Source organism: Aquimarina discodermiae (assembly GCF_040786235.1).
GTDB lineage: Bacteria > Bacteroidota > Bacteroidia > Flavobacteriales > Flavobacteriaceae > Aquimarina.
On record NZ_JBFMKP010000011.1, the window covers coordinates 40,506 to 58,037 of the forward strand.

15 protein-coding genes are annotated in these 17,532 nt (G+C 32.9%); 3 read left to right on the forward strand and 12 right to left on the reverse strand.

All coding sequences use genetic code 11. The features are described from left to right. Window positions 1-33: 33 nt before the first annotated feature. The 9 genes from ABW636_RS08535 to ABW636_RS08575 all read right to left on the reverse strand — a co-directional run bounded on the left by ABW636_RS08535 (window position 34) and on the right by ABW636_RS08575 (window position 6,639). Window positions 34-1,191, reverse strand: coding sequence for a lanthionine synthetase LanC family protein (locus ABW636_RS08535; RefSeq protein ID WP_367589551.1), 1,158 nt, complete (start codon window positions 1,189-1,191; stop codon window positions 34-36). A gap of 1 nt (window position 1,192) precedes the next feature. Further along, on the reverse strand, window positions 1,193-2,371 hold the full coding sequence (locus ABW636_RS08540; RefSeq protein ID WP_367589552.1) for a lanthionine synthetase LanC family protein: 1,179 nt from the start codon (window positions 2,369-2,371) through the stop codon (window positions 1,193-1,195). A 195-nt stretch (window positions 2,372-2,566) separates the two neighbouring features. Beyond that, complete coding sequence (locus tag ABW636_RS08545) at window positions 2,567-2,743, reverse strand: class I lanthipeptide (protein WP_367589553.1); 177 nt, start codon at window positions 2,741-2,743, stop codon at window positions 2,567-2,569. 25 nt (window positions 2,744-2,768) lie between these two features. Further along, entirely contained in the window at window positions 2,769-2,936 is a 168-nt protein-coding gene (locus ABW636_RS08550; protein WP_367589554.1) for a class I lanthipeptide, read from the reverse strand. A gap of 25 nt (window positions 2,937-2,961) precedes the next feature. Further along, window positions 2,962-3,147: a class I lanthipeptide gene (locus tag ABW636_RS08555; protein WP_367589555.1), complete on the reverse strand. Its 186-nt coding sequence runs from the start codon at window positions 3,145-3,147 to the stop codon at window positions 2,962-2,964. A gap of 35 nt (window positions 3,148-3,182) precedes the next feature. Continuing rightward, entirely contained in the window at window positions 3,183-3,350 is a 168-nt protein-coding gene (locus ABW636_RS08560) for a class I lanthipeptide (protein WP_367589556.1), read from the reverse strand. Between the two features lie 26 nt (window positions 3,351-3,376). Continuing rightward, complete coding sequence (locus tag ABW636_RS08565; protein WP_367589557.1) at window positions 3,377-3,568, reverse strand: class I lanthipeptide; 192 nt, start codon at window positions 3,566-3,568, stop codon at window positions 3,377-3,379. 26 nt (window positions 3,569-3,594) lie between these two features. Further along, window positions 3,595-3,780: a class I lanthipeptide gene (locus tag ABW636_RS08570; RefSeq protein WP_367589558.1), complete on the reverse strand. Its 186-nt coding sequence runs from the start codon at window positions 3,778-3,780 to the stop codon at window positions 3,595-3,597. A 465-nt stretch (window positions 3,781-4,245) separates the two neighbouring features. Continuing rightward, complete coding sequence (locus tag ABW636_RS08575; protein ID WP_367589559.1) at window positions 4,246-6,639, reverse strand: TonB-dependent receptor domain-containing protein; 2,394 nt, start codon at window positions 6,637-6,639, stop codon at window positions 4,246-4,248. Window positions 6,640-7,188: 549 nt separating this feature from the next. On the opposite strand from ABW636_RS08575, the gene ABW636_RS08580 reads away from it, so the two are divergent. Further along, window positions 7,189-9,342 (forward strand): T9SS type B sorting domain-containing protein, encoded by a 2,154-nt coding sequence (locus tag ABW636_RS08580; RefSeq protein ID WP_367589560.1) that lies wholly within the window; start codon window positions 7,189-7,191, stop codon window positions 9,340-9,342. Between the two features lie 161 nt (window positions 9,343-9,503). Here ABW636_RS08580 and ABW636_RS08585 read toward each other — a convergent pair whose 3' ends face one another. Both ABW636_RS08585 and ABW636_RS08590 read right to left on the reverse strand, forming a co-directional pair. Next, window positions 9,504-11,174 carry a T9SS type A sorting domain-containing protein gene (locus ABW636_RS08585; RefSeq protein ID WP_367589561.1) on the reverse strand — a complete coding sequence of 557 codons (1,671 nt, stop codon included), beginning with the start codon at window positions 11,172-11,174 and terminating at the stop codon, window positions 9,504-9,506. Window positions 11,175-11,469: 295 nt separating this feature from the next. Beyond that, window positions 11,470-13,125: a T9SS type A sorting domain-containing protein gene (locus ABW636_RS08590; protein ID WP_367589562.1), complete on the reverse strand. Its 1,656-nt coding sequence runs from the start codon at window positions 13,123-13,125 to the stop codon at window positions 11,470-11,472. Window positions 13,126-13,233: 108 nt separating this feature from the next. On the opposite strand from ABW636_RS08590, the gene ABW636_RS08595 reads away from it, so the two are divergent. Together ABW636_RS08595 and ABW636_RS08600 are read left to right on the forward strand one after the other, a co-directional pair. After that, complete coding sequence (locus ABW636_RS08595) at window positions 13,234-14,994, forward strand: aromatic amino acid hydroxylase (protein ID WP_367589563.1); 1,761 nt, start codon at window positions 13,234-13,236, stop codon at window positions 14,992-14,994. Between the two features lie 321 nt (window positions 14,995-15,315). Then, window positions 15,316-16,488 carry a DUF3103 family protein gene (locus ABW636_RS08600; protein WP_367589564.1) on the forward strand — a complete coding sequence of 391 codons (1,173 nt, stop codon included), beginning with the start codon at window positions 15,316-15,318 and terminating at the stop codon, window positions 16,486-16,488. Window positions 16,489-16,569: 81 nt separating this feature from the next. Here the strand turns inward: ABW636_RS08600 and ABW636_RS08605 are convergent, their stop codons facing one another. Next, a complete protein-coding gene (locus ABW636_RS08605; protein ID WP_367589565.1) occupies window positions 16,570-17,523 on the reverse strand; it encodes a GSCFA domain-containing protein in 954 nt (317 codons plus the stop codon). Between the last annotated feature and the right edge of the window lie 9 nt (window positions 17,524-17,532).

Below are 17,532 nucleotides of genomic sequence, written 5' to 3' on the forward strand. Positions count from 1 at the left end.
AAAATTTTGTTTTGGCTTGTTTCATGATCTGTCTTATATTAAAAATATTTTATCCCACCCCATAATGGCATCACTATGGTTATTAATTGTCAATATTGCTCCTGGATACCCTAAGAGCATATTATAGTAGTTGTCATTACTATCATTCACTTCTTTTTCCAAATAGCTTACGGTCTCTGTAAGCCAGTATTGATATGCCTGTCGATATATATCGTTGTTACTTAATTCATATAATTTTTTATACATACAGGCAGCTCCAGAAGTACCATGGCAAAACATAGACATATGTATCCCTGTTTCTTCTATTGTTTTTCTTTCTATACTCGTTTTTCCTAACATATTTGATAGAGAAATACAGTCTTCTCTATTCAACAAAATTCCAGCTTTGTATAGCACCAAAGCAACCGCAAGATCTCCGCTGCACCAAGCTAATCTATTTGTTGGGTGCGATACCAGCTCATCACCATCATAAAAAAGGTTATAAGGATAGTATGTTGTTATACCATACGCTTTTGCTTCTTTCTTAGATTCAAAAATCACAGTAAGACAATGGGTAATAATATCTTTTACTTTGGGATTAGTTTTATCTTTTTCAAAGATCTCTAACATGACTGTTAGTATCCCTAATATCCCATGAGCTATGCCAAAATTGATCCCTTTATTGTACAATTCTGTAATGTGATTATAGAAAGGGTATTTGGTCTGTCCTAACGCATCATGCATTTTATCTATTAAAGAAGCGCAATGTGTATGATCAATACTTTGTAAGTAATGTAATGCCCCAGGAAAACCTTCCATAAAATCAAAGTTTCCTTTTTCAAAGTCTTTTAGAGCAGCTTCATAGATATAATCATTTATATCATCAAAAAAGGACAAAACATCTTCTTCAAGAATACCATTTTTCACCAATTCGTTGGTGATATATCCAAATCCACTTAACCCATAAGAAAATGCAGTTGAAACAGATATTAGGTAATTCCCTTCTGATACTCTGGAGAAAACATCATTTAAAATTTCTGATATTTTATCTGCGACAATATCAGTTTGCTCTATTTTATAGAGATTAAACAAATAATATAAAATCCCTAATTGTCCTTCGAAAAGTCCATCTCTAACGTCTTCTTTGGTAAAATCTTTATTAAACAGCTTGGTGTTAAACGTTTCTGTAATTTCTTTGATTTTTGGTTCCATTTTAGATAAAATTGTAATTCACAAAATTTAGATAATCGGGTAGTATATTAAGCTCTTTACAAATCAAGGTGATGCCTATCCCACATATCCCCTGATCAAAACACAGTTGTAATTCATTTTGTTCTCCGTTATAAAAGGTTTTATAACCTGCCCATTTTGTGTTCTTAGTTCCAAATGCCATGACTCTGTCTAACCAATATTCGCTTGCTTGCGTAAACGCTTTATTGGGATGATATTCTTCAAATAATCGAAATAAAGAGTAAATACCTGCTGCACCATAAATCAAATTTGCATCGTAAATTTTTTCTTCTTTGTCATCTCTAAATGTTGACAAATTGAGCATTGTTTCTATTCCCTGAGTGCTATATGTTTCATTGTTAAGTATTCTTCCGGCGTGATATAATGTATATCCTATCCCCATATCTCCATAGCTTAAATTGCTATATTCGTAAGTCATGGTACTATCCGAGTTATAAGGAAATAGATTGGTGCCTTTGGTAAGTTTTCGATTCAATAAAAACTGAATGGCAGGGGTTATTATTTTTTTACACCGGTCTTTAAAAAAACCTTTTTCATGTACTTGAAGCAAGAAAAAAACTATCCCAGCAACACCATGCCCTTTACCTACTTCTTTACATTTTTTATCTAGAAAATTATAGTCAAAACTAATTTCCTCTTTTTTTAATCCATCTGTAGTTGCCCACTCTTCTATAAGAGTTAAAATATTGTCTATAATATGGGTTACTTCTATATCTTTACTCCTTTCTAAGAAATAAGTGCCTACTTTGATGATACCTCCGTAAGGATCTAATTCTTTCTCTTTTACTTTTATATCTAGAAATTTATAGATCCACTCATCAAAACCTTGGCAATATTCATTAATATCATCATCAATCAACTCTTTGTCTTTAATAAAATATAGAAACTGTACAATTTCTATCATATCCAAAGCAATAAAATACCCTTGATAATCAGAACTTATGCCCTCAAAAGCTTTATTGAGGTGAAACATAATTTTATCGATATACTTTTCTTCATTTGTATATAGGTAGTAGTAATAATAGAATAAGGAAAGACCTAAGGTCCCACCAGTAACGCCTAGATTTACACCTTTGACATTCAAAAAGTTTTGATTTTGAACTAATGCTTGTTCTATAGCTGAAATTTGTGTCTTACGCATGCTTTTATACGGTTACATTATATTTTAAAATTTATGCTTTATGGTAAAAATGAGGGCATTGTTATATACGTATTAATTGCCTCTATTTTTTATTATTGCGTCATGAAACTTTATTCATAAAAAGAAGGGTAAAAGAACAAGAGAAGATGTCCCTCTCTTGTTCTTATCAAAAAACTTTAATTATCAATTAATTGATTACTTAATGGTTTCTACACAAGAATGATGACGACAAGAGCAGTTATCGGTTTTCGAAGAACTACCTGTACATCCTTTGGCGCCACCTCCTTTTAAATAAGACAATTGATCTTCATTTAATTTGCTAATAATCTCTTTAGTAAAGGATAACCCTTTATTTAATTTGATTTTTTTCATAATTAAATGATTGATAAATCAATTATCATATTTTCTTGTTACAAGATTGATGGCAACAAGAACAAGAATCTCCTCTAGAGCTTCCTCCTCCAAATATTCCACCACCTTTTACTTGTGACAATTGATCATCATTTAATTTACTAATGGCTTCTTTATTAAAAGCCAATCCTTTATTTAACTTGATTTTTTTCATCTTTTAAAAATTTTAGATTTAGTAATTAGGCTTGACCAATCTCTGTAATCCTGGTTCCACCACACGTATGATGAAGACAGGAGCAAGAATCACCTCTAGTACTTGTACCAAGATCACCTCCACCCTTTAAATGTGACAGTTGATCTTTGTTTAATTTACTAATGGCTTCTTTATTAAAGTCTAAACCTTTTTTTAATTGAATTTTTTTCATTTTTAAATGATCTAAATTATTAACTAAGGTTATTCTTAGACCTTACTATTACAAGAGCGGTGGCAACAAGAGCAAGAATCTCCTTTAGAGCTTCCTCCTCCAAATATTCCACCACCTTTTACTTGTGATAGTTGATCATCATTTAGTTTGCTAATGGCTTCTTTATTAAAAGCCAATCCTTTATTTAATTTGATTTTTTTCATGATTTTAAGAGTTTAAGATTATTAATTTATGCGTTCCCTACGTCTGCAATTTTTGAATTGCATGAGTGGTGACAACAAGAACAAGAATCCCCTTTAGAGCTAGCTCCTCCTAATCCAAGGGCTCCTCCTCCTTTTACTAGAGATAACTGATCATCATTTAGCTTGCTAATCGCCTCTTTGTTAAAGGCTAGCCCTTTTTTTAATTTGATTTTTTTCATGATTTTAAGAGTTTAAGATTATTAAATTATGGGTTCCCTGCATCTGCAATTTTTGTGTTGCATGAGTGATGGCAACAAGAACAAGAATCTCCTTTAGAGCTTCCTCCTCCAAAAATTCCACCACCTTTTACCTGTGACAATTGATCATCATTTAGTTTACTAATGGCTTCTTTGTTAAAGGCCAACCCTTTTTTTAATTTGATTTTTTTCATTTTTAAAATGTTAAAATGATTACTAATTGAGTTATAGTTTATGGTCATAAAACTCTTAATAGGACCCACTTGCAAGTCTCTTTAGTATTATTCTGAATATGATTTGGTTATATTCTGAAATGGCGAATAAACCTGTACTATTTTTTAAATTTTGGGTACACGGTGTGTTTGCTACTCCCGTTTCTTATTATCAGAAATGAAAAAGCATGGATGATTAGATATAAAAGATTTTCCTCTATTAGTGTTCTTAATAGAAAAAGAATAGATATAGACTGTTTGAATTAAACAACAACTATCAAAAATGTTGTGAAACAGTTCTTAGTGTTTATTAAATCGTAATTTATTATTGATAGTAAATTATACTATGTGCTAATTGAATATTTATTGTATAAGAAAAAAGTAACCAGTATTAAACCCTATATTTGAGAGGCATTCATTTTAAAAACGTTTATTATACTGGCAGTATCAATTGGACACCCTTCTTTTCTCTGCTTGATTACCAAATTTTCTTCTCTTGGTTCTTATTTTAGAGTTCCCAAATTTATAAGACATAGAAAATCTAAAATTTCTATTATCATAGTAGTTATTGTATTCTATATTTATGCCATTGGTTACCTCTTTGTATTGAGGTCTATAACTACTAAAAACATCATTTCCGGACAGAGCTATTTGTAGTTTTTTATCCATTAGCGAAAACTTCAATGCGATATCCAAACTATTATTCTGTTTTGTAGAAAACAATTGTCCTGACGTGGGGAAAAGCAATGCAAAGTTTGTGCTTAGAAAAACTGTCTTATTTTTATTCAGTGTCCAAGTATTGTTCGTCGAAAAATATGCTCCCAATTCCCATTCATTAATACCTACATTAGCTAAACGAGAAGAACTATTAGAGTAAAACACATCTAGAGATGTATAGCTGTCCCACCACGAAAATGGAGAAAAAGAATAAGAATCCATAAATCCATATGAATGTGAATCATAGTAATTAAGAGGTATAATTTGTTGAATGTTTGTATTCGGATCAGACAGTAAAACCTGGCTAAACCCATTAGTTGTTTTAGAGTAATACACCCCATTTACCCATTTACCAGCATAGGTATGTGACAACTCTACATTATCAGAAAAAGATGGTTCTAAAAAAGGATTACCTTCTACAAACATATATTGGTTTTCTATAATTCTAAACGGGTTTAAAAACTCGAAAGATGGTCTTCTTATCCTACTACTATAACTTAGTGATACATTATTTTTATCGTTGGGGGTATATGAGACATATACGGTAGGAAATATTCTATCATAGTCATTCTCATTTTTCTGATTTAATTGTACCGATATCCCTGTCGTTTGTGTATTCTCATAACGCAACCCAACCTGTGCTTCCCATTGTTCTCCAAAACTCTTACTTGCCGAAAAATAGATCGCTTGGGTATTTTCTTCAAAATCGAATTGGTTGCTCTGATTCGAATCCAAAATAGCCACGCCCGAAGTTAAATTATAAAATCTAATATCATTATCTGTTTTTGTTAGTGAGACTCTACTACCAAAATTAAGATCTACTTTTTTTAAGGGTAAAACCACATCTATTTTTCCTGAATAATTTTGAATTTTTTGATTCCCAAAATTATGACCTGCATTAAAACTATCTGCTAATAAATTATTAGACGCCGTATAATTTCCTGATGTATAATTCCTTTCTTTATCATTTTGATAGGTAAAATAATCAAAATTGAGTTTGATTGTTTTGCTTAATGAATCCAGTCTAAATTCTGCATAGGTATTAAACGAATGTGATGGTGACTCGTCTAAAGAATTTGCTGTTGTCTTCACTAACGAATCTATAGCTTGACTGGCAGTATTAATGATTCTTGTATCATCTCTTTCTGTTATTCTAAGTTTATTGTACTCTCCTAGATATTGCGTTCCTATAGATACTGACTTACTCAATTGGTAATCTAAAGAAATTTTACCGCTTAATACTGGCTTGTAAAATACTCTTCTGGGAGCATTACTAGCCCATGTTTGATTTTCATAAAAAACAGTACTCGCATCTGTTATTACTTTAGAGCCATGCGTAAAAGACAAATTATTTGCTATCGATAATTTATTTTTATTATAGTTAAAATTAAACCCTAACCCTCCCATTGGAAATGTATACTGTCTATATACTCCTCTTACGGTACTGTTCCAGGAATTCTTTCTTCCTTTTTTATAAACGATATTAATCAAACCACTATTTCCCTCTGCGCTATACATCGCAGGAGGCGTCGTAATGATCTCTATTTTCTTGATGTCATCGGTAGCAATAGAATTAAGATATGCACTTAGGTTATCTCCTGTAATCTGAAGGATTTTACCATCTATCATTACTCTCATATTATCTTTTCCTATCATCGATATTTTATCTCCTTCTATTCTAACTCTAGGGGCAATCTGTAAAGCATCCATTGCATTTCCTCCTGTTAAGGAAGGAGATTCTGCCACGTTGAAAACCAAACGATCTACTTTTTTCTCAAAAATCTTTTTCTTGGTGGTAATAGTAACCTGTTCTAATTCATCCTCTTTTCTTGTCAATGAAATTATGCCCAAATCCATATCTTTTCCTACTGTAATATTCTTACTCCAATCGGCATATCCCAAAAAACTTACTTGAATTATATAATTTCCTTTATCTACTGCAATTTCAAAGTTTCCTTTTTCATCAGTGATTCCACCTGTAACATACTCCTCTTCCGAATTCATAAGTAATACATTTGCGAACTCTATTATTGATTTGTCGATATCATTTTTTACGGTTCCGGTAATTTGAATTTGAGAAAAAGATAGCACAGGTAATAATACCAATAAGTAACAATATTTCATTGATCGAGATTCTTGACTTAAAAAAAATGAGTTTTACGTTGTAAAGCATGGCTTCGCCGATTCCAACCACATGTTCTCTGCTTGAAAAAATTAAATAATCACTAACAAAAGCAATAGCCTGTTATGTGTTTTGAATACTCGTATTTAGCCTATTAATTTTGGTAAGACAATTTTGGTCATATACGAGTTTGATAAATGTACTAATTGCAAGTAATAAATAATCTTAAATTATAATATTCAAAACCACAAAAACAACCTAAACACCTAATAAACAGACATTAAAAAAATATGTTTAACACATATTTAACTCGTAATTACGTATAAGCCATAATAAAAATAAACTTTATCTGTAAAATTTACATGGGGTATTTTCCCCTTTTTCTTAACTATTTAACTTTTTAAAATTAAAAAAAATCGAAATTCTCGTTGCTTTGATTTCATTTTATAAAATTTCTCCTTCCAAAAAACTCTTCATATTCCATCTTCATTGTATACTAATATACTTCATCGTTCGTTCTTACTACCTAACTAAATTTATCAACTTACAACATGCAGATTAGATTCACTATCTATGCCATAGGCATATTTTTATCTTTTTATAACCTTAGTGCCCAAGGAGAATTATGTAATATATCAGAAAAGCCTGTAGACGAGCCTGCTATCACGCTACAACAACTATCTGATTTGATCACAACTCCAGATTTTTATAACTCTAATCATCGATACATAGATGATCTTGGATATAGAGGGGGGAGATATTCTGCAGGCTTTATAGATACCTGGTTAGGAGAAACACAAATTATGTTCCCATATAATGGGCTTCCCATTCGTGTAAATTTAACAGATACAGAGTTTATTGCTAATAATACGAACTATATGTATTGGATGACCCTTGCAATGGGGCAAGAGTATATGAATGCAGATATGCAATGGATGATGGGAGTAGGTGCCAAAGAAACATTTAGTGGCACTATCCATGTATCCCCTACATCTACAACTAATCAAGAACGAGCATATGGGCCCTTTGAGATAGAAAACTGGACAGCAATAGATAGAGCTATTACTTACCCCTTATTTTTTACAGAATATCAAACACAACTTAGCAATGCACCTGATGCTGCTTCTTTGGCAATAGCATTTCCTAATATCTTCCCTGATGCCTTTTTGGATGATTACGTTGGGTTTCTGCCTATTGATACTGTAGATGAAATAGATTTGGATAAGGCCAACACAATAAATGGTTACTTTTTATCGGCACTAAATTTCTACAACATTTATAATTGGTTTAGTTATTCTAAAGATTTATGTTGGCATAAAGTAATTGACAACCCAGCGGATAGATACTATACATTGGCTGCAATGACAGTTACTTATAACCTAGGTGTATTTTCTGCAGATCCTATTGCAGAAACTATGAATAAAGATAATTATGAAGCAACACATACAAATCCTACTGCCAGAGATTTACTCCCTCAAGGAAATAGTTTCTACAGAAAACATATAACAGAAGTCATAGAATCTATAGTAGCTCGATCACAAGAAGCAACGACCAACACTTCGATTCCTCTTTGGGATCATCAAATTGATTGGAACACCATAGAGCGTTTTTTTATGGGAGAAGGTGGTACGGTTACCATACAAGGAAAAGGAGGTTTGTTCAAACATTTTCATACCAATAATACTACAAGAAAGCAAGAAATAATGACTACATTAGAAGATGCTTTTGATATTTTAAAAGGAAAAGCTCCTTCTTCTTCATCTACGACTATTAGTTATCGATATGATTGGCTTGCTCTGTTAAGAACTGTAAAACAACACTTTTCTAATGAACCTATTTTTGTTAAACCAAACGCCGGTGACGGTAGCCTTAGAATCAATGCATATTCTATGGTGGGTGGTTGTTGTGTAGAAACACCAGAGATAATTATTGATCAAGCTTGTTTGGATGAAACAACGGGTTTTGGTTTAAGTTTAAGTGTCGATACCGTTGCCTGGGAAATTTTAGATACAAATAGTAGCATACTTTTTTCATCTACAGATATTTTCGGTAATTATGATTTTACAATGGCAGGTAACTACACCATTCAAGCAACTATAACACAAACCAATCCCGATACCAAAGAGATGATAACATCTGTATTGACAGAAACTATAATTTTTGACCAAGACCCTGATTCCTTTGATGATCGTGCAGCGTTTCAAGGAAACGATATTGTCGTTACTCCCGCAGATACCGAAGGAAACATCGAATATGCTCTAGATGATATTGATGGGGTTTATCAAAATAGCACTCGATTTGGTAATGTAACACCCGAAACACATACTATTTTTATAAAACGTAATGGTTGTATCTCAAGTATAGAGGTTTCTCCTGATAAGGAGGATGACCCTAATAATCCAAATAACCCAAACACACCTAATGATCAACTTATTATCCCAGAGTATTTCACTCCTAACGGAGATGGGTTTCACGATACCTGGCATATAACAGACACCACAAATACATTATTAACAGTAGAATCCAGGCTTTATATTTTTGATCGATACGGAAAACTTTTAACACAATTAATCCCTAATCAAAGTGGTTGGGATGGATTTTATAGTGGTAAACAAATGCCTTCCTCAGAGTACTGGTTTACGCTAGAATATCTAGATAATAATAACCCTAAAAGAATTGTTGGGCATTTTTCATTGATACGTTAGTCTTTATTAGATATTAGTAACGATTACATTTATATGATTTTACACATGTTGTTATCTTTTGCACATAAATACAACGAATAAGCAATATTACTCATATGTAGTTTGGCGACTATCTTAATATTGAGATAGTAGTAGTAAGTAAAAAGGAAAAGAAATAACTATCACATTGTATTACCCACCATTACCTTTTTGGTAAAGGAAGCATTGCTGTTTACATTTTTGATATGTACAAAATACATTCCGCTAGAAGCATTACCCATCTCGATTTCTTGTGTTTCCTTTGACAGTTGTCCAGCATTTAATTGCTGCCCCAACATATCGTAAATAATAAATCTTAGGGTTTTATCAGAATCATTAACAATGTTAAGCGTCGAATTAGAGGATTTAAAGAATACAATAACTTCATCTTTGGGAGGTAATGGGGTTCCGTCTGGTTTTTCTATAGATAGCATATCTAATGTTTCTCGCCCTGTATTAAGTGGATCGAGCCAATTCGAGAGTCTCGAATCATCTGTAGTACCAAAATCCCATGATGTATCAAATCTTCCATAAAAATCAGAAGCACCATTATTTACTATTCCTGCGCACTGGGCTCCTCCTCCTGATAGCTGTCCTACTATTCTACCCGATGGGTCGAATAACCCAGAACCAGAAGAACCACCTTCTGTAACACCAAAATCCCATTGTTGTACTACCCAACAATTTATAGGGTCGGGAATATCAGAACCTATTAAGCCTCTATAGGTACCCAGAGCAGAGTTTGATCTACATACCTTCATTATATCTCCTACCGGATGATGAATACCAATTGTGTATGATGGATCTACTTCTCTTCGATCCCAACCTGCCCATTCCAAATCCCAAGATGGGTCTACTCCGCCATCCAATTTTAGCAGTTTAAAATCACTTTCTACATTAGAAGCCAATAATATTGCTCTACTAGTAGTTTGATTCTCTTCGGTATCTTCGCTTTCGTCTAGTGTACCACAAGAAGTAACACGACTTATCCAATTAAATCGAAAAGCCCATAAAGATTCATCTGCTCCTCTACAATGATTTGCAGTGAGAAAATATAAGGATGCATCATTGGCGGTATTATTTACTAATGTCCCCGAACATACACTACCTCCTGTTATCACTCTGGCAACTGCATGTTTAAGTTTATCTTTTATAGGATCGAAATCACTTCCTGTAGCACAATTTACATCATAATTACATGGTCCTGAATCTCCAAACCCTACTAACTTTTGTCGTATTTCGGCATCCGTTATACTACGATATCCATGTACTACTTTTGATATATTTAATTTTCCTTTTCCTCTTTCTTTACTTGGTTCGAAAAGTTCCATCCAAATACTTTCACCTTCTACAGTCCAAGTTCCTAAGGCTTCATCGGGATTATTAAACACATCTGTATAGGCTCCCAGCAAATCAGATCTATCATCATTATATATATAAAGCGTAGCCCCTTTAGGCAAGTAATATGAATCAAAAATAAAATTTAAGGTCCTTGCTCCTTTGGATACAATATTAATTCGCCAAATCCTACCTTTACCATTTGGTAATTCATCCCAAACACCAGAATTTTGCAACCCATAATTTACTTCTAACTCATGTCCAAATCGCCATGGGATTGATTTGTCCAAATCGTTAATTACATCTTCTTCTTTAAGTTTTACTAAATCAAATTCCTTTAAAACAACCGGAGCTATACTTCTTTTACTAAGCGTATTTCCTTTCCAACTATTTGGAGTATCCCCACTTTTTACCTGAGCATTCCCCATAGTCATACTTATAAGGGCAAATGCTAACAAGCCAATTCTCGCAACCATATTTTTTTTAGTAAAAATCAATCTTTTAATATTACTTCAACTATCAAAATAAAACTATTAATTTACCATTTAAAAATTTTTTAACCAAAAAATAATTTTAAAACATATTCATTAACAGAATTTTACTCCTAAATTATTAAAAACTAGAGATGCTTTTTAAAAACTAAAAGACTCTAATTTATCGTTTCTTAGATGATAAATTAATCTAGATTTTAGATCAGATTATTTTGGGTTAATAAAAAGTCTGATCGCATTTCGATGCTGAGATGCAACCTCTTATACTACTATAACGTTTCTATTTAGAGATCATTATTTTTTTTGTAAAAGAACTTCCGTCATTCATTTTTGTTATATGCACAAAATACATGCCATTAGATACTGTAATTAGGGAAATTTTTTTTGAACTACGTGAGGATAACATTCCTAATTCTAACTGTTGTCCCAACATATTGTAAACAGCAAACCGTATTCTTTTATTTGAGTCATTAACAATATTAAGAGTATTATTGGTCAATTGGTAGTATATATCCACATTCTGCTTTGGGATCGGTGGAACTCCTGATGGTTTCTCTATAGAAATCATATCCAATGTTTCTCTCCCACTATCTATAGGGTCTAACCAATTAGATAATCTCGAATTGTCTGTATTCCCAAAGCCCCATGAAGTATCGAATCTACCATAATAATCAGGGCTTCCATTATAGATCAAACCTGTACAATCGGCTCCTCCTCCTGATAATGCTCCTATAATTCTACCATTAGGATCAAAAAGAGCAGAGCCTGAAGAACCTTTTTCTGTCACTCCCAATTCCCATTGCTGTACTACCCATAAATCGATGGGGTCAGGAATATCTCCAACCAAAAATTTTCTAGGTAGTATGGGAAGTTTTTTTGATCGACAGGCTTTCATAATATCTCCTTTCGGATGATGAATTCCGAAAGTAAATTCAGGATTGGCTATCCCGTTGTTCCAACCTGCCCATTCGAGTTCCCAGGAATCACTTACTCCTCCATCTAATTCTATCAATTTAAAATCAGACGCTACATTGGAAGCCAACAAAGTGCTTATACTTGTGGTCTGTTTTTCTTCAGTATCTACACTACTGGTTTCAGATGCACACGAAGGTGTAGGGCTTATCCAATTAAATCTAAAAACCCATGTGGACTCATCTGCATTATTGCAATGATTTGCCGTTAGTACATATAAAGAAGCATCATTGCTTGTATTATTAATCAAAGTTCCTGTACAGTAACGGCCACCTTGGACTATTCTAACAACAGCATGTTTTAATCTATCTTTGATTGGGTCTATATCATCACCAAGTGCACATGCTACATCATAATTACAGTCTTGAGATGATCCCAAATCTTTTTCGAGCTTCGAGTGCTGTACAGAGCGATATCCATGCACTACTTTGGTTATATTCAACTTGCCTTTACCTATTACTTCTCTAGGTTCGAAATATTCGATCCATACATTTTCTCCTGCTACCATCCAGGTACCTAATACCCCGTTAGCATTGTTAAAAACATCTGTATAGGCCCCTAAAAGTTCTGATCGATCTTCATTATAAATATATATCGTTGCTCCCTTTGGCAGCTCATATGAATCAAAAACAAAATTTAATGTTTGTGCTCCTTTAGAAACAATATTGATTCGCCATATCCTTCCTTCTCTATCAGGTAAATTGTCCCAAACTCCAGAATTTTGCAATCCTAAATTTACTTCTAACTCATATCCAAAACGCCATGCTCCCGATTTATTAAGATCATTAATCACATCTTCCTTTTGTAGCTCTTCCAAATCAAAAGTCTTCATTATTTCAGGCATTACCTTCTTTTTGTTAGAACTGTTTATTTCCCAACTTTTAGGATATCCTTCATTGGTAATCTGTGCATTACTTGTTACATAAACCAATAAGAATCCAATTAGCAAAAACTTTGATCGCATATCTAAAATTTATATCAACTGTTAAATTACATATATATAACGTTTATAAATCAAAATAAACCACTTAATTTTACATTAATAATATTTTTTCACTAAAAGTTGTCTAAAATGGATTCTGCTATAGCATCTAACCCCTTGATTGAAAGACTACCAAGTCATTTAAAGCAATTTATAAAGCCTCAAAACTATGAGGAATATACAGCTATGGATCAAGCCGTATGGCGCTATGTAATGCGAAAAAACATTATTTCACTTAACAAAATAGCTCATAACTCTTATATAAAAGGACTTGAACAAACAGGAATATCTATAAATCAAATCCCAAACATGTATGGGATGAATCGAATTTTAAAAGAAATTGGATGGGCAGCGGTTGCTGTAGATGGTTTTATTCCTCCAAATGCTTTTATGGAATTTCAGGCCTATAACATTTTGGTTATTGCTTCAGACATACGACAACTCGAAAACATAGAGTATACTCCTGCACCAGATATTATTCATGAAGCTGCAGGTCATGCTCCTATCATTGCAAATCCAGATTATGCAGAATACTTAAGACGTTTTGGAAAAATTGGATGCAAAGCTATTTCTTCTAAAAAAGATCATGATATGTATGAAGCTGTGCGTTCATTATCTATTTTGAAAGAAGCACACAATACAAGTCCCGAAGCAATTGATGCTGCCGAGAAAAAGGTCGAAGAATTGCAAAATCTAAAGGAAACACCATCTGAAATGGCTTTGATTAGAAATTTACATTGGTGGACGGTTGAGTACGGGTTAATTGGAACTGTAGAGAACCCTAAAATATATGGTGCAGGTTTATTATCTTCTATAGGAGAAAGCGAATGGTGCATGACTGATAATGTAGCAAAACTACCTTATTCTCCAGAAGCTGCTTTTCAGGATTTTGACATTACAAAACCTCAGCCACAGCTTTTTGTAACACCCGATTTTGCGTACTTGTGCCAAGTCCTCGAAGAATTTGCTGATACCATGGCATTGAGGAAAGGTGGGCATCGAGGCTTAGAAAAATTAATAGGATCTCAAAACTTGGGCACAATAGAATTAAACACAGGTATTCAAATCTCTGGTGTATTTACCAGAATGATTAAGAATAAAGACAATGAAGTAATCTATTTTAAAACCGAAGGCCCCTCTGCTCTTTCGTTTAGAGAAAAAGAATTAATAGGACACGGTATTGATACCCATAGTAGTGGATTTGGATCACCGATAGGTAAGTTAAAAGGTAGTAATCTGGCTATAGAAAATATGTCTCCAAGAGATTTGAAAGCCTATAACTTTCATGAAGGAGAACATATAGAATTCGAATTCGAAAGTGGGATTAAGGTAGCAGGAAATATTATTACCGGAACAAGAAATATTAAAGGAGAATTAATTTTGATTCAGTTTAGTAAATGTTCTGTTACTTATGAAGGTGAGTTTCTTTTTAAACCAGAATGGGGAGCGTTTGACTTAGCCATTGGTAAAGAAATTGTCTCTGCATTCTCAGGCCCTGCCGACGATAATTCTTTTGATTTGATTACGCATAAATCTTCTACTACCACCATTAAAAAAGAATATTCTAAAAAAGAACTGGAATTACATACACTTTACGATTCTGTAAAAAACATACGAGAAGGAAAAAATACATCTTTTTCCTTAGAAGCCGCTTTTGAGCTCACCAAAAATCATCACTCAGATGACTGGTTACTACCATTAGAGATATATGAGTTAGTTTATGATCGGGATGAAAAGTTTGCCGCCCAGGTTCTTGAGCATTTAAATAGCATAAAATCTAAAAGACCAAAAATTGAACACTTAATAACAGGTGGACTTGATATTTTGAGAAATTCTAAAACCCATGCGTAGATAACTACTATATGATATAGTTGAATACAAAAAATAGTAAGTGTCAAGAATTTCTTTTTGACGGTTAGAAAAAGTACTTTTTATAAAAAATCGCGTTCAACCATTTCAAAAAAAACACAATTAAATGAAAATCATATACTTTAAACATAATAGTGTTTATATGCATGCATAATAAAATCGTTAAAAGCAAAAAAAAACAGCCACATTATTTATGGTATTACCTCAGACTTTTTGAGAGTTTAAATCACTATTAACCAGTTAAATAACTGACATTTTTTCTAATTTTAAGTACTAAACTAATCTAACCTATAATACTTAATTATGAAAAAATCACTACTACTCATTAGCCTAACTTTTCTATCTGTATTTTTCATTAATTGCGACCCCGAAGAATCTTCTAATATCGAGATCAAAGAAATCAATAACGATACTGGTTTAAACAAAAAGGAAATCGCCTCAAATCTAATTAATTTACTTGCCGACAAAGAGTTTAAAACCAATATTATCAAAGAATTATCTTCAAACCATACTCCTGGCATTAAATTATCTTATTTATTAGAAAAAAATAATCAAGTATCTGGCCATAACTCATACAAGTCTTTAAAAAAGATAGTAAACGAAGTAGATAATCGGCTTAAATCCTGTAAAATCCCAGTGCGAATGGAAATTCCTGAACTATGGATGCAAAAACCTAATAACAGAACTGTCGATTATACAAAGTTATTGGTATCATTTGCCCCAGAAGGAGACGAGAAATCATGGTCAAAAATTGAAGCTTTCAATCTTGATGGAGAAGTTGTTTATCTAGATAGCAAAAAAACACCCGATGTACCTGTAATTATTATCGAAACCAAAGGTTTTGAAGCTTTAAAGGCAGAAGTCGATTATATGAATCACCAACTACAAATTAATGGGCTACAAAATAGCCGTTTCTTATCTTCTCAAATGGACTTAAGTCCTTCTTCAAAATCTAATAGTGGGTTGGAAACAACAAAACTGGATCGAATAAAATTAGACAATGATGAAGAACCTTGGATTAGTGGTGCAGCAGAGATCTACGCTATTACTTCTGGCATAAAAAACAATAACAATGAAGCAGAAGTAAAGATTATCCCAATGTATTACCTTGATCATGAAGGCACCACTTACTATCCAAATCAAATTATGCTTTTTTGGGAGGATTACAAATATCAAGCTGCCAATATACAATTGTTTGAAAAAGATGATAATTACAATTTTAAAGAATTAGTAAAAATTATTATTGACGGAATTTTTCAAATTGTAGGAACCGTTACAGGACAATCATGGGTAAATACACTAGGTCAAATTGCTGGTGCTATTTTACAGGCTATGCCAGATGAGTGGTACATCAACAATGATGATTATGTCGATTCTTTTTATACTATCGAGAAAAACAAAACGTATACCAATCACAGAGGAGCCAGAGGAAACGCTACGGTTACTTTATCGCCATTATTTATACCAAACAATTAGTGTTTATTAATGAACACCATAAAAATAAACTTGTAAAAAATAAGGTAGCTATTTTTAGGCTACCTTATTTTATTAAAATTATTATTGATCCCAGCTCATATGTGGATGCTCTCTGGTGAGTTGTTCTTTTTTTAATTCTAACTTCTTAAGAAACTTCTGGTACGCTACACTTTGCGGATTAAAGGGTTTATGAGAAATTCCTTTAACAATTTCCTCGACTTTATTCATAATCTGTGTTGCTTCTTTAGAAATCCATACTTCTATAAAACACTCCCAAATATACTGTATTGCAAGTTTACTGGGATGAATCATATCCTCATTATAGAAACGATAATCCCTAAGCTCATCCATCATTATTTCATAAGCCGGAAAATAGGATGCTCCTTTTATTTTATCTATCACATGATGTATTGCAGTAAATAAGTGAGATTTACTTCGTGTATTCTCTACAAAGCCATCTTTACTATGTCTCACCGGAGATACCGTAAATATAAACTGTACAGAAGGGTTAATTGCTCGCACCAAATGAATACAATTCTGAAGACATTGCACCACTTCATTAACAGACAAAAGCTCTTTCTGAAACTCTTTTTGTGGTATTTTATGACAATTGGCTACAATCATATCCAATGCTTTTAATCGATAAACCCATGCTGTTCCCAACGTGATAATCACGTGAGAAGAAGTCTGAATTTTAGCTTTGGTAACAGCCAATTTTTTGTTTAAATGGTTTCGTAACGTATTCTTATCTGTACTACTTAATGAAGAATGTGCATCAAAACAATGCCATCGTTCATTCATAAAAAACAGATCTGTTTCTGTATATTTTTCGTCTTGTGTCGCCATCCACAAAAACGTCTCTATCGCTTTTGGGTGAAATAAAATCCCAAAAGGATTGATATCATTTCTAAATTTATATTGTGACAGTTTTTCTCCAATATTTTCTGCAAAACAAGAACCCAATGACAAAATCCCCGATGTATAATCTATCTGAGGCTCTTTTGGCTGTAATGGTATTTTGGTTTGCAGATTCATTGTTTATTC